Source organism: Zhaonella formicivorans (assembly GCF_004353525.1).
GTDB classification, from domain to species: Bacteria; Bacillota; DUOV01; order DUOV01; family Zhaonellaceae; genus Zhaonella; species Zhaonella formicivorans.
The window spans coordinates 1,511,026-1,525,029 of record NZ_CP085524.1 but is presented as its reverse complement, the minus strand read 5'-3'; the positions used below and the strand labels follow the sequence as shown (position 1 = coordinate 1,525,029).

The 14,004-nt window shown below is 45.7% G+C and carries 12 protein-coding genes and 1 other annotated feature; all 12 genes read left to right on the top strand.

Annotated features, from left to right (window positions below):
- Nucleotides 1-139: 139 nt before the first annotated feature.
- A complete protein-coding gene (locus EYS13_RS07610; protein WP_227767500.1) occupies nucleotides 140-772 on the top strand; it encodes a DUF502 domain-containing protein in 633 nt (210 codons plus the stop codon).
- Nucleotides 773-1,106: 334 nt separating this feature from the next.
- Nucleotides 1,107-2,006, top strand: coding sequence for a GTPase Era (gene era / locus EYS13_RS07605; protein WP_227767499.1), 900 nt, complete (start codon nucleotides 1,107-1,109; stop codon nucleotides 2,004-2,006).
- Nucleotides 2,007-2,237: 231 nt separating this feature from the next.
- A complete protein-coding gene (locus tag EYS13_RS07600; protein WP_227767497.1) occupies nucleotides 2,238-2,348 on the top strand; it encodes a YqzL family protein in 111 nt (36 codons plus the stop codon).
- Between the two features lie 13 nt (nucleotides 2,349-2,361).
- Nucleotides 2,362-3,165, top strand: a complete 804-nt coding sequence (gene recO, locus EYS13_RS07595) for a DNA repair protein RecO (protein ID WP_227767495.1) — start codon at nucleotides 2,362-2,364, stop codon at nucleotides 3,163-3,165.
- A 184-nt stretch (nucleotides 3,166-3,349) separates the two neighbouring features.
- Complete coding sequence (locus EYS13_RS07590; RefSeq protein ID WP_227767493.1) at nucleotides 3,350-3,763, top strand: DUF4342 domain-containing protein; 414 nt, start codon at nucleotides 3,350-3,352, stop codon at nucleotides 3,761-3,763.
- 77 nt (nucleotides 3,764-3,840) lie between these two features.
- Nucleotides 3,841-4,014: a binding site (T-box leader), on the top strand.
- A gap of 149 nt (nucleotides 4,015-4,163) precedes the next feature.
- Entirely contained in the window at nucleotides 4,164-5,144 is a 981-nt protein-coding gene (glyQ, locus tag EYS13_RS07585) for a glycine--tRNA ligase subunit alpha (protein WP_227767492.1), read from the top strand.
- Between the two features lie 2 nt (nucleotides 5,145-5,146).
- On the top strand, nucleotides 5,147-7,225 hold the full coding sequence (gene glyS, locus EYS13_RS07580) for a glycine--tRNA ligase subunit beta (protein WP_227767490.1): 2,079 nt from the start codon (nucleotides 5,147-5,149) through the stop codon (nucleotides 7,223-7,225).
- 239 nt (nucleotides 7,226-7,464) lie between these two features.
- A complete protein-coding gene (gene ccpN / locus EYS13_RS07575; RefSeq protein WP_487251814.1) occupies nucleotides 7,465-8,103 on the top strand; it encodes a transcriptional regulator CcpN in 639 nt (212 codons plus the stop codon).
- Between the two features lie 176 nt (nucleotides 8,104-8,279).
- Nucleotides 8,280-9,092, top strand: a complete 813-nt coding sequence (locus tag EYS13_RS07570) for a pyruvate, water dikinase regulatory protein (RefSeq protein WP_265332433.1) — start codon at nucleotides 8,280-8,282, stop codon at nucleotides 9,090-9,092.
- A gap of 91 nt (nucleotides 9,093-9,183) precedes the next feature.
- Nucleotides 9,184-10,467, top strand: a complete 1,284-nt coding sequence (locus tag EYS13_RS07565; RefSeq protein WP_227767485.1) for an IS110 family RNA-guided transposase — start codon at nucleotides 9,184-9,186, stop codon at nucleotides 10,465-10,467.
- Nucleotides 10,468-10,971: 504 nt separating this feature from the next.
- Nucleotides 10,972-13,632: a pyruvate, phosphate dikinase gene (ppdK, locus tag EYS13_RS07560; protein WP_227767483.1), complete on the top strand. Its 2,661-nt coding sequence runs from the start codon at nucleotides 10,972-10,974 to the stop codon at nucleotides 13,630-13,632.
- A gap of 15 nt (nucleotides 13,633-13,647) precedes the next feature.
- A complete protein-coding gene (locus EYS13_RS07555) occupies nucleotides 13,648-13,836 on the top strand; it encodes a tautomerase family protein (RefSeq protein ID WP_227767481.1) in 189 nt (62 codons plus the stop codon).
- Nucleotides 13,837-14,004: the final 168 nt, after the last annotated feature.

Below are 14,004 nucleotides of genomic sequence, written 5' to 3'. Positions count from 1 at the left end.
CTTAGCCATGGTTGAATCTTCAATTACCTGGCGACTGGGGACTGTTAATGTTGGGGCTAAAAACTGTTGAACTTAATTGGCACGCTTTATTGGATACAAAACGCAATTTATTGAGTTTATGATGTAAGGGAGAATGAGTGTGCGCAGGTTGAAAAAATATTTTGTCACAGGTTTAATTGTGCTTTTGCCCATTGGTGCAACTATCTACATTTTGACCTGGCTGTTCAAACTGGCTGATAGTTTTACCGCCAGTCTTGTAACATTGTTTTTGCGTCGGAGCATACCTGGCTTAGGGTTGCTGCTGACTGTGAGCATTATTTTGTTGGTAGGCTTTTTAGCAACCAATATTTTAGGCCGCAGCATTATTAACTTCAGCCACCAGATTTTATCCCGGATCCCTGTGGTAAACTCCATTTACATCACAGTAAAACAAATCGTGGATGCTTTTTTGCATAAAGATAAGCAAGCTTTTCAAAGGGTCGTAATGATCGAATATCCCAGGAAGGGAATTTACGGGCTGGGTTTTGTAACCGGTGTTGCCGAAGGTGAAGTGCAGTTAAAAACTGAACAGCGGGTTTTAAATATTTTTGTACCAACGACGCCTAACCCTACTTCAGGTTTTTTGCTGTTGGTCCCCGAGAGCGATGTTATACCTCTGGAAATGACTGTCGAAGAAGGCATTAAGATGATCATTTCCGGTGGTGTTATCACCCCGGAATACTGTGTCGGGAGGAATAAAAAGTCTCTGGAAATAAATAATGATGGTAATTAACGAAATCTAAGGAGGAGATCTGGTGCATTTTAGAGTAGACGGGAAACTCGCGCCGGAGAAGAAGGTAGCTTATTAATACCCGGCCATCAGTCACCAGCACCGGCCAAAGCCGCGTCCTTAGTCCTTAGTCGTTAGTCCTTGGTTGCATGTATTTTTCCGTAGACTTGTGGAACCATTAGTTACTAGTCATCAGCAATTATGGCCGCCAGGTGATAGCTGAAGGCTGAAAGCTGCCAGCTGCTAGCTGATGGCTGATAGCTAATGACTAACGACGGCGTTAGCCTGCTGAGGATTGAGGACTCGGCCAAAGGCCGATAAGGGAGGAGGCATAGAAGTGACCGAAAATTTTCGCTCTGGGTTCGTGGCCATAATCGGTCGCCCCAATGTGGGCAAGTCAACACTCTTAAACCGGGTGTTGGGGCAAAAAGTGGCCATAATGTCTGATAAGCCCCAAACCACCCGCAATAAGATTCGGGGTGTATACACAGCGGAAAATGTACAGATTGTCTTTCTCGATACCCCCGGCATCCATAAACCCAAGCACAAACTGGGGGAGTACATGGTAGAGACTGCTCTCCACACCTTGCGGGAAGTGGATGCTGTCTTATATGTGGTTGATGTTACCGCTGAATACGGGGCGGGAGAAGAGTATGTTTTAAAAGCTTTATCCCAGGTTGACACTCCGGTTATTCTGGCTTTGAACAAGATTGATTTATTGGATAAAAACAAACTTTTGGCCCTTATAGCCGAGTACAGCCATCGTTTTGACTTTGCCGCAATTGTACCGGTTTCCGCAGCCAGCGGAGAAAATGTGGAGCGCCTGCTGCAAGTTTTAGCGCAATATTTGCCGGAAGGGCCCCAATATTATCCGCCGGAGATGGTGACGGATCAACCTGAACGGCTGGTGATTGCCGAACTCATCAGGGAAAAAGTTTTACACCTGACCAGAGAGGAAGTGCCTCATTCCGTGGCAGTACAGATTGAGACTATTGAGCAGCGGGGCACCGGGGGCATTTACGTGGGGGCAGTAATCTATGTGGAAAGGGATTCCCAAAAGGGAATAATAATCGGTAAAAAGGGCCAAATGCTAAAAAGTATAGGGCAGCTGGCCAGGGAGGACATCGAGGCTTTGTTGGGCAGCAAAACCTATTTGGAACTTTGGGTCAAGGTCAGGCCGGACTGGCGCAGAAGGGAAGCAGATTTGCGCAATTTTGGTTATACGCCCCAGGAATAACCTGTTGTAGTTGACATAGAGATAAAATATTGTTAGATTAAAAGTAAAGAGTGTATAGCCTTCAGGGTAGCTGAAGGCTATTTTAGTATAACCGGCCAACAGGATAAGGATTGTAAGTCATTAATTATTTTCCAGCGTATGTAACGGATACGGGTTCCCGAATAAGCTCAATCTAATACTGACAAAATCGATAAGCAGAAAGGATTTGAACCCATGAAGGATAGTAATGTAATGTGGAAAATTTTTAGTGTTACCGGTTACATTGATGCCTATTTATATTACAAAGACTTGCTCGCTGCTGAAAGTGAGCAGTCGGATCAACCTACTGCTGAGATTTTGTGAGGAAAGGAGAAGCATGTCTCTCTATAGGGTAGAGGCTATAATACTTAAAGCCCGTAATTTTGGAGAAGCCGATAAAATTTTGACATTGTTTACCAGGGAGCATGGCAAAGTGGAAGCTGTTGCCAGAGGTGTGCGTAAAATCAAGAGCAAAAACCGGGGATCCGTACAACCTTTTTCCCGCAGCAGTATCATGTTGTACAAAGGCAAAAATCTGGATACCGTTACCCAGTGTGACTTGCTGGAGGGCTTTCCGGGCCTGAGAAATGATTTAGACCTCCTTGCCTATGCTGGTTATCTGGCGGAATTGACCGATTTGATGCTGCCGGAGCGGGAAAGAAACGAAGAAATCTACGTGCTGCTTTTAACTACTTTCCATTTACTTGCCCATTCGAGAGCGCTTTCTGCTTCAGATTCACCCGGTAGCGGGGACATAGAACTGATTGCCAGACAGTTTGAGGTCCGCTTGCTGAGTCTCACAGGCTATCAGCCCCAACTGGAAAACTGTGTTTTTTGTAATAATGCATTGCATGAAGGAGAGCTCAGATTTTCCCCTGGCTTGGGCGGTATTTTATGTTCCGGCTGCAAGTCAAACGATTTGCAGGCGCCCCTTATCGGGCGTGGGACTATAGCCATCTGGAAATACTTAACTAAAATCAACCTGCGTAATTTAAACAGACTAAGGCTGGGAGCGCAAGAAAGGGCGCAGTTGGAAGCAATTATCCATTGTTACATTGAAAATATTTTGGAACGTAGGGTTAAAACCATGGATTTCGTGAAAGGGCTAAAGCGGCTGACTCCAACTGATGATGCCGGTTAAAACCAAAGGACGCAGGTCGCGAGGCAAGAGCGGAAGCGTGGAAAAGACAGCACCTTTTTCCGCTGCTTGTCTCTTTGTTCTAATGGTAAAATGCATAAAATTGGCACAACAGGATATGCTAGATCATAAAGTTTCTTTACAAGACAGTTCGTCTGTTAATAGCTAACCGAAAGGGGAAGAGTTTATGACGGAATTAGAGAAAATCGATATACTGCGGGAACGTTTAGGTTTGAGTTACAAAGAGGCAAAAGATGCTTTAGATGCTGCCGGCGGTGATTTAATTCAGGCTCTTATCACTCAGGAACAAAAGAAAGCCAATTGGGAAGAAAAGTTGCAGCAAGAAGGCGGTAAATTGGTAACCCGTGTAAAGGAAATAATTCAGCAGGGCAACGTTACCAAGGTGAAAGTTAAAAAGGGCGATGAGACGGTTTTAGAGATTCCGGCTTCAGTGGGAGCCATAGGCCTTCTGGGTGTTTTAGCAAGCACTCCTTTGACAGTCATAGCCGGTATTGGGACTGTGGCGGCCATGATGAATAAATACAGGCTGGAGATAGAAAAAGCCAATGGTGAAACTGAAGAAGAGGACATCGAGCTCTAGGCGATGAGCTAACCGTTGCTGCAGATTTAGACCCTTGACAAGTGGCATTAGTTTTGCTATTTTGGAAATAAATTCATACGGAAACGATGAGGGAAGGAGTAGTTTGCTCGATTTTTCACAGAGAGCCGGTGGCAGGTGGAAACCGGTAAAATCGGCAAAGGAAGGGCGTCCTGAGTTTATGCTCAAAGAGTGGCTCCCCCAATACGGGGGGCAATCAGGGTGGAACCGCGGGAAAGACTCTCGTCCCTGTAGCTGCAGAGGCTATAGGACGAGGGTTTTTGTTTTGAGTGAAGAGTTAAGAGTGTTGAGTTTTAAGTTAAAAGACTTTGGCACTTGCTATAATATGCAACTCAACACTCAACACTCAAAACTCAAAACTAATTTTATCGGAGGGATGTAAATGAATTTTCAAGATCTGATTATGGCTTTAAACCAATACTGGGCAAGTCACGGTTGTATAATTTTACAGCCTTATGATGTGGAGAAAGGTGCAGGTACCATGAACCCGGCTACTTTCCTTAAAGCGTTGGGTCCGGAACCATGGAACGCCGCCTATGTTGAACCTTCCCGTCGCCCTACGGACGGGCGGTACGGCGAAAACCCCAACCGCTTGCAGCATTACTACCAGTACCAGGTGATTTTGAAGCCTTCTCCCGATAACGTTCAGGAGCTCTATTTAGGCAGTCTGCAGGCCATCGGGATTGACCCGCTGAAGCATGACATTCGTTTTGTGGAGGACAACTGGGAATCCCCTACATTGGGGGCCTGGGGCTTAGGCTGGGAAGTCTGGCTGGACGGCATGGAGATCACTCAATTTACTTACTTTCAGCAGTGCGGAGGCATTGATTGCCGCCCGGTAAGCGCTGAGATCACATACGGAATTGAAAGGTTGGCCATGTTTATTCAAAAGGTAAATAGTGTTTTCGACATTAACTGGGTTGGTGATCTTACCTACGGGGATATTCATCACCAGACGGAAGTTGATTATTCTCATTACAATTTTGAAACTGCTGATACGGAAATGCTGTTTAAAGCCTTTGAAATGTATGAAAAAGAAGCTGCCAGGGTTGTAGAAGCCGGACTGGTTCAGCCCGCCTATGACTATACCCTGAAATGTTCTCACACCTTTAACTTGCTGGATGCCCGCGGGGCTATCAGTGTAACTGAGCGTACCGGTTATATTGGCAGAGTCAGGAATTTGGCCAGGCTTTGTGCCCAAGCCTTTATAGCCCAAAGGGAAAAGCTGGGCTTTCCGCTTTTAAAAGACCGGGAAGAACGCTGTAGGTTAGGTCTGGATGGCTTTAAGCCGACCGAGGCTGTAGGGGAAACCGCAGGAATTATTAATTCCACCAAAGATGCTTTTGACGTAAAGGAGGCCTAATTATGCCTGCGCTGTTATTTGAAATTGGGACAGAAGAAATTCCGGCTCGTTTTATGGCGGGCGCTATCAAACAGCTTGCTGAGTTAGCAGAAAGCTTTTTCACAGAAAAGAGACTTCTCTATACCGGGCTTACAACCTATGGCACCCCCCGCCGTTTGGCCCTGCTGGTTGAGCACTTGGCCGAGAGGCAGCCCGATTTAGTTAAAGAGGTAAAGGGGCCGGCTAAAAAGACTGCTTTTGATGCGGAAGGTAATCCAACCAAGGCCGCTCAGGGCTTTGCCAGAAGCCAGGGCGTAGCCGTGGAGGAACTGCTGGTCAAGGAAATAAATGGGGGAGAATACCTCTATGCATATGTGAAAGAGGAAGGAAAGGCCACGAGCGAAATACTTCCGGAAATATTGAGCAAACTGGTCACTTCTTTAAGCTTCCCTAAGCCGATGCGCTGGGGTACAGAGGATCTGCGTTTTGCCCGGCCTATCCGCTGGCTGGTAGCTCTTTATGGCAACCAGGTGGTGGAACTGGAACTGGCAGGAGTTAAAGCGGGCCGTGAGACCCGGGGGCATCGTTTTTTGAGCAAAGGTTCCATTGCTTTGGATAATCCGCAGGAATACCTGGGTAAGCTGGAAGCGGGATTTGTCATAGCTGATCAGGACCGCCGCCGCCGGTTGATCTGGCAGCAGATCGAAGCCGAAGCGGCAAAAATTGGCGGAAGCGTTGAGCAGGATGAAGAACTGTTGGAAGAAGTGACTTTCCTGGTGGAATACCCTACTGCTCTGTGCGGCTCTTTTGCGGAAAAATACCTGGAATTGCCCCAAGAAGTTTTAATCACTCCTATGAAGGAGCACCAGAGATATTTCCCGGTCTGGTCCAAGGAAGACAAAAAGCTGCTGCCAAAATTCATCACTGTACGCAACGGCTCCGAAGTTTACTTGGAAAATGTAATTGCCGGCAACGAGAAAGTGCTGCTGGCCCGTTTGGCCGATGCCCAATTCTTCTACCAGGAAGACCGGAGGGTCCCTTTAAAAGACAGGATTGAACAATTGCAAAAGGTTGTTTTCCAGGAATCCCTAGGCACGGTTTATGAGAAGGTGCAGCGCATTAAAGCTTTGGCGGTTTATATTGCTGAAGAATTGAATTGGGCAGACGATGTCAAAGCTTTGGTACAAGAGTGCGCTGGACTTTGCAAAGCTGATTTGGTTACAAACATGGTTTACGAATTTCCTGAGTTGCAAGGCATCATGGGCGACTATTATGCACGGCTGGAAGGCTACGATACCAGGGTGGCCCAGGGAATCAGGGAACATTACCAGCCCAGGTTTGCTGGGGATGAGGTTCCTCAAAGCGCGGTGGGGTTGGCTGTCGGGATTGCCGATAAACTGGATACAATTGTTGGCTGTTTTGGCATAGGACTGGTTCCTACCGGTTCCCAGGACCCCTATGCACTGCGCCGCCAGGCGCTGGGGATCTGTCACATAATTATTCAGCACAACTTGAGACTCTCCCTCAACAAGCTTACAGCTCAAGCGTGCCGGTTATACGAACAGATTCTGGCCGGCATTGATGCCCAAAAGGTAAATGAGCTCATGCAGCAGTTCTTCCGTCAGCGGGTGCAGAATATCCTCGAAGAGCGTGGTATACGCTACGACGTTATTGATGCGGTCTTAGCGGTAGGCCATGACGATTTGGCCGATACAGTCAAAAGGGCTGAAGCCTTGCAGGACTTTGGAAATAGGGCGGAGTTCGTAAAGCTGGTAACGGCTTTTACCAGGGCCGCTAACTTAACAAAATATGCGAAAAATTTTACTGTGCAGGAAGGTTTTTTCATCGAAGATGTAGAAAAAAAATTATTCAATGCAGTACAAAGGGTCAGGCAGGTAGTGGAAGAGCAGACAGGAAAAGCCAACTACATGAAGGCATTGGAAATTTTAAGCAGCCTGCAGGAACCTGTAGACGACTTCTTTAGTGAGGTTATGGTTATGGTTGATGATGAGAGGATCAAAGAAAACCGTTTAGGTCTTTTACAAATGGTAGTTAGACTCACTTGCCGGATTGCCGATCTTTCCAAACTGGCTGTGAAATAGGCAGTGCAATAGCGCTGCCTATGCTTTTATTGTGTTATACTTTCCCGAAAAACATTATGTTATTTAATCAGGATTTGGGCATATTATAACAGTATAATTTTCATTGGCATTACTTTGTTGGCAACATATATTAACGTGTCTGATAGTCATCAGAATATCTCAACCCCAACTCAAAACTCAAAACTCTTAACTTTTAACTCTTAACTCTTAACTCTTAACTCTTAACCGGGGGTGATATTATCCAACTGACATCACGCCAAATGCGGATTGTGGAGATTGTAAAAAAACATGGGCCAATAACCGGCGAAGAGATAGCAAGCAAACTGGATTTAACCAGGGCTACGTTAAGGCCGGATCTGGCGATCCTTACTATGTCAGGAATTTTGGATGCACGCCCCAGGGTAGGTTATTATTATTCCGGAAAATCCTCCCAGGCTTTGATTGCTGATGAACTGAAGAGGATTAAAGTTGACGAGATAAAATCCATGCCTATCGTGATCAAGGAAAGCACTTCTGTATATGATGCCATAGTGACCATGTTTATCGAAGATGTTGGCTCCCTTTATGTGGTCGATGTGGAAGGAGGTTTGACGGGAGTAGTTTCGCGGAAGGATTTGCTGCGCCAATCCCTTGGCCAAGGGGATCTGCATAAAATGCCGGTCAGCGTAATCATGACAAGGATGCCCAATATTGTTACGGTTGAACCCCACGAAACAGCGTATGAAGCTGCAAGGAAAATAATAGAACATGAAGTGGATGGATTACCTGTGGTGAAAAAGACCGGCAAACCCGACGGAAAAGATAAGCTGGAGGTGGTTGGCCGTTTTACTAAAACCAATATCACCAAGCTTTTTGTTGAACTGAGTGAAGGCATCTAACATGCATGGCTCATGCATGTTAGCCATCAGCTTTCAGCTATTAGAGAAGAGCTTCTAAAAAGTTATTAAGAGCTAAATAATGCAGCAGTACATCAGCTGTTGGCTGATAACTGATAGCTGACAGCTTTAGCACATGCATACACCGAAGGGAGGGGTTATCTATATCCGACAAACCTGTGATCTACATTATTTCCGATGCCTTGGGAGAGACCGGGGAACTAGTAGCTCGAGCTGCCATCAGCCAGTTCAATGAAGGCGAAATGCAAATCAGGCGTTTTCCTTATGTGGCTGATAAGGAGCATTTAGCTGAGATAATTGAGGAGGCCAGCGGCTTTAACAGTGTTATTGCCTATACGCTGGTAGTAAGAGAATTGGCAGAGCATTTAAAAGAACTGGCTGCTGAAAGGAACATCCCCACAGTTGATATTTTAGGCCCAATGATCTCAACTATAGCAAAAATCAGCAATTCGCCCCCGAAAATGGAACCGGGGTTAATCCGCAAATTGGATGAACAGTATTTCCGCAAGGTAGATGCTGTTGATTTTGCCGTAAAATATGATGACGGAAAAGACTCTAGAGGCATCATTTATGCTGACCTGGTTATTATTGGAGTATCCAGAACATCGAAAACACCGCTCAGCATGTATTTAGCCCACAAGAGAATTAGGGCGGCCAATATACCTTTAGTGCCGGAGGTAGCACCGCCTGAGGAGCTATTTAAGCTTCCCCCGGGAAAAATATTCGGGCTCACTATCAATCCGGAACTGCTTTATCAAATTAGGACGGAGCGCCTGAAAAGTTTAGGTTTAAAGGAAAATGCCGATTATGCCAATATGGAAAGAATTCATAAAGAATTGGAATATGCAAAAGATATTATGGAGAAGTTAGGGTGCCATGTCATCGATGTAACCAACCGTGCTGTGGAAGAAACCGCAGCTAAGGTTATGGATATTTACTATAAGGAGCATTCCTGTAATGAATTAAAATGAGCTTTGAAAAAAGAAGTACCTCCTGTTAACATACGAGGTGTCGAGGTGTCGATTAACTAGCGACCCTTAAATAACAGAGGAGGTACTCAATATGAAGTATAACCAGAACTCAAGAATTTTGCAAATAACAGAAAAGACTTTAATCATTGGTGTAGATGTAGCTAGCGAGACAAATTACGCCAGAGCTTTCGATTACAGAGGCGTAGAACTAGCTAAGCTACTAAAATTCAATAATGACAACAACGGCTTCAAGACATTTTCTGAGTGGGTAAAAAGTGTGGCAAAACAACAGCAGAAGCAGCAGGTAATGGTTGGGATGGAGCCTACGGGACACTATTGGTTTACCTTTGCCCAGCATCTTAAGGATCACCAGCTGAAAATAGTACTAGTGAATCCGTTTCACGTAAAGCGAAGCAAAGAATTGGATGATAATAATCCGACCAAAAATGACCGAAAGGACCCAAAAACCATTGCCATGCTGGTAAAAGACGGTCGATACATGGAACCGTACATTCCCGAAGGAATTTACAGCGATTTACGAAATGCAATGGAAACCCGCTTAAGATTAGTGAAGCAGCTTAACAGCATCCGAAACAGAGTTAAACGCTGGATAAGCATATATTTCCCGGAGTTCAACAGAGTCTTTGGGGATTGGGAAGGCAAAGCAGCAATAGTAACGCTAAAAGAGTTTCCAACACGGCATAAAGTACTTGAAAAAGGCGTCGAAGGCATAGTTGCCAGCTGGAGAAAAGAAATCAGCAGAGCTGTTGGAGTTAGACGAGCCAGCCAACTAGTTGAGGCAGCAAAGATATCAGTAGGAGTACGAGAAGGATTAAGAGCAGCTCAAAATGAACTTGCCACACTACTAGAAGAATATGAAATGCTGCAGAGGCAATATGAAAGGACAATGGCTCTAATAGAAGAATTAGCCATGCAGATTCCCGGTATTGAAGAAATGCTAAAAATCAAGGGAGTAGGCCTCATAGCAGCAGCAGGGTTTATAGCTGAAGTAGGGGATATTACAAGGTTTGAACATCCAAAGCAGGTACAGAAGCTGGCGGGACTAAGCCTGAAAGAAAATAGCTCAGGAAAGCATAAGGGCCAAACAACTATTAGCAAACGAGGGCGAAAAAGGCTAAGATCGTTGTTATTTCAAGGGATTATGCCCATAGTGGCTAAGAACAACGAATTTAAAGAACTACACCAGTACTACACAACAAGGCCACAGAACCCGCTCAAAAAGAAACAGTCGCTAGTACTCTTATGCTGTAAGCTCATAAGGATATTTTACACCTTACTGAGAAAAGGCGTAGCTTATGACCCACAAAAAATGATGAGTGATATAAGAAGGCAAGAATTACAGGAAGCCGCCTAAAAAGCGCACCGCAACTGACAATGTTACATTTCATCCGTTTGCCAGTCAAGGGTAAAGACTGCGTCGCCGCTATCGCGGCCCCTTGACAGTCAAACTCCTGCAATGTAACAAGCAATCAAGCGGTGCTGGAAATGTAAAAAAACCTTGCTTAATTAAAGATTACGTTCATTGACAAAGCGAGCCGGAATAGTCAGGTTGAAATTTATCCATAAGGGCATTTGACCCAGCAAAGGAGCAAGGCTGACATCCACCTCATGGGCAGGCAGTACGAAGGAATTTAGGGGCACAGACCCTGTGAGACATGGGAGGTTTGCCACCGGAGAACAAGTGGATTACATGGCCGAAATACGTTTAAAAGACGCATATTCTGTCGGTATACACTTGTTAATCCAGATATATACAAAAATAGGCATATTGTCCAAGAGGATTGACTTTGTACAAATGAAAATCTAAGATTAAGCGAGATTTTCAAAGAAAATTAAAGATTATAGAGGGAGGAGCATTATGGAAAGTAAAAAGTATGTGTACATGTTTAGCGAAGGCGATGCATCCATGCGCAATTTGCTGGGTGGAAAGGGCGCAAACCTGGCTGAGATGACAAGGTTAGGGCTGCCAATCCCTCAGGGCTTTACCGTAACAACGGAGGCCTGCAATGATTACTACGCCAATAATAAGACAATTTCCCCCGAGGTAGTAAAACAAATTGAAGTAGCTTTGGCAAAACTAGAAGGCATCGCGGGGAAAAAATTTGGTGATCCACAAAACCCCTTGCTGGTATCAGTCCGTTCAGGGGCAAGAGCATCAATGCCAGGCATGATGGATACCATTCTTAACTTGGGTTTAAATGACGTGGCTGTAGAAGGCTTGGCCGCTGCTACCGATAACCCTAGATTTGCTTACGATTCTTATCGCAGGTTTATTCAGATGTTTTCAGACGTAGTAATGGATATTTCCAAAGCAAAATTTGAAAGAATCCTGGATGAGGTTAAAGAAGCGAAAGGCGCCAAAGTTGACACGGATCTCAATGCAGAAGATCTGAAAGAAGTTATTGCCAGATTTAAAGATCTTTACAGGAAGGAAAAAGGTGCAGAATTTCCCCAAGACCCGAAGGAACAGCTGATGGAAGCAGTCAAGGCTGTATTCCGTTCCTGGGATAACCCGAGGGCCATAGTTTATCGACGGATGAACGACATTCCCAGCAGTTGGGGGACAGCGGTTAACGTTCAGATGATGGTCTTCGGCAACATGGGAGAAACTTCCGGCACAGGTGTGGCTTTTACACGCAACCCAGCTACCGGAGAAAAAGCCATCTTCGGCGAATACCTCATCAACGCCCAGGGCGAAGACGTGGTGGCAGGCATCAGGACACCAAAGCCTATCAGTACCCTGGAACAGGATATGCCTGAAGTCTACCAGCAGTTCCTGGAAATTGCCCAGAAGCTGGAGAATCATTACAAAGACATGCAGGATATGGAATTCACCATTGAAAATAGAAAACTGTACTTCTTACAAACCCGTAACGGCAAGAGAACAGCCCAGGCCGCACTCAAAATCGCAGTGGACCTGGTAAACGAAGGCATGATTACAGAAGAAGAAGCAGTGATGAAAGTGGATCCCAAGCAGCTTGATCAACTGCTGCACCCAACCTTTGATGCCAATGCACTGAAGGCAGCAAAACCCATTGCCAAGGGACTCCCGGCCTCGCCCGGAGCAGCGGCTGGTAAAGTTTATTTCACTGCTGAAGATGCCAAAGAGGCAGGCCAAAGAGGAGAAAGAGTAATCCTGGTCCGGCTAGAAACTTCGCCTGAAGATATCGAGGGCATGGCAGCCGCCAAAGGTATCCTGACGGCCAGGGGTGGAATGACCTCCCACGCTGCAGTAGTGGCAAGGGGTATGGGAACCTGCTGTGTAGCGGGCTGTGGCGAGATCAAGATCAACGAAGAAGAAAAATATTTTACAGTTGGCGGTAAAATCTTTAAAGAAGGAGATTATATTTCTTTAGACGGTTCAACAGGAAACGTCTATGGTGAAGATCTGCCCACAGTTGAACCTGAAATTACCGGCGATTTTGCTAAATTCATGTCCTGGGCAGATAATATCAGAAGGCTAAAAGTCCGGGCCAATGCCGACACACCCACTGATGCCAGAAACGCCGTCAACTTCGGCGCAGAAGGAATTGGCTTAACCCGTACAGAGCACATGTTCTTTGAAGAAGGACGTATTCCAAAAGTGCGGAAAATGATCCTGGCGGAGGGAGAAACAGAAAGAAGAGCTGCATTAGATGAACTGTTGCCCATGCAAAAAAGCGACTTTGTAGGCATTTTCGAAGAAATGGGAGAAAGGCCCGTAACCATCAGGCTGTTAGATCCCCCGCTCCATGAATTCCTGCCCCATGAAGAAGAGGCTATAGCCGAATTGGCCAAAGACATGGGCATAAGCGCGGAGGATTTGAAAGCCAAAGTTGAATCCCTGAAAGAATTTAACCCCATGATGGGCCACAGAGGCTGCCGCTTGGTAGTCACCTATCCTGAAATTGCCGAAATGCAAACCAGGGCTATTATTGAAGCGGCGATCCAGGTTAAGAAAGAAAAAGGTTTAAATGTGGTCCCCGAAATTATGATTCCGCTGGTTGGCGAAGTCCGGGAGTATAATTTTGTCAGAGATATTATCGTGAAGGTTGCAGATGAGATAATCAAAGAATCAGGTGTTGAGCTGGAATACCTGGTCGGCACCATGATCGAAGTGCCCAGAGCCTGCTTGGTTGCCGATGAAATTGCCAAGGAAGCCCAGTTCTTCTCCTTTGGCACTAATGACTTGACCCAGCTTACTTTCGGTTTCTCCAGGGACGATGCCGGCAAATTCCTGGACGATTACTATGAGAGAAAGATCTATGAATTTGATCCTTTTGCTAAACTGGATCAGACCGGCGTAGGTATGCTGGTGGATATGGCAGTGCAAAAAGGAAAAGCTGTGCGGCCTGACATTAAGCTGGGAATTTGCGGCGAACACGGCGGTGACCCCTCCTCTGTGGAATTCTGTCACCGGGTTGGCTTAAGCTACGTAAGCTGCTCACCTTTCCGGGTGCCTATCGCTAGACTAGCTGCTGCTCAGGCTGCTGTCAGAGAAAAGCAGCAAGAACAGTCCGCTGTCGCTACTACTGCTTAATGGAGGCGAACTACTGTGCCGATTGTAACTATCGACATGTTTGAAGGCAGGAGTGTGGAGCAGAAAAGAGAATTGGCTAAAGTTTTAACTGAAGACATCTGCCGTATTTGCAACTGCGATGCCAGCGCAGTTACCATCATCATCCATGATCTTCCAAAAACAAATATTGCTAAGGCAGGCAAACTGGGCAGCGATCCCAAATAGAATAGCCTTAACAAAGAGAGCTCAAATCAGGGCTCTCTTTTTTGGTGCGCCCGGTTTTATAAATTTTGTTAACGCCTCCTGAGCGCAGGGGTTGGTGTGTTAAGCCTGCCGCAAAAGTGTGGTTAATAATTTATGAAAAATCTGTTAACTTGCAGGAAGAAGCCCAAG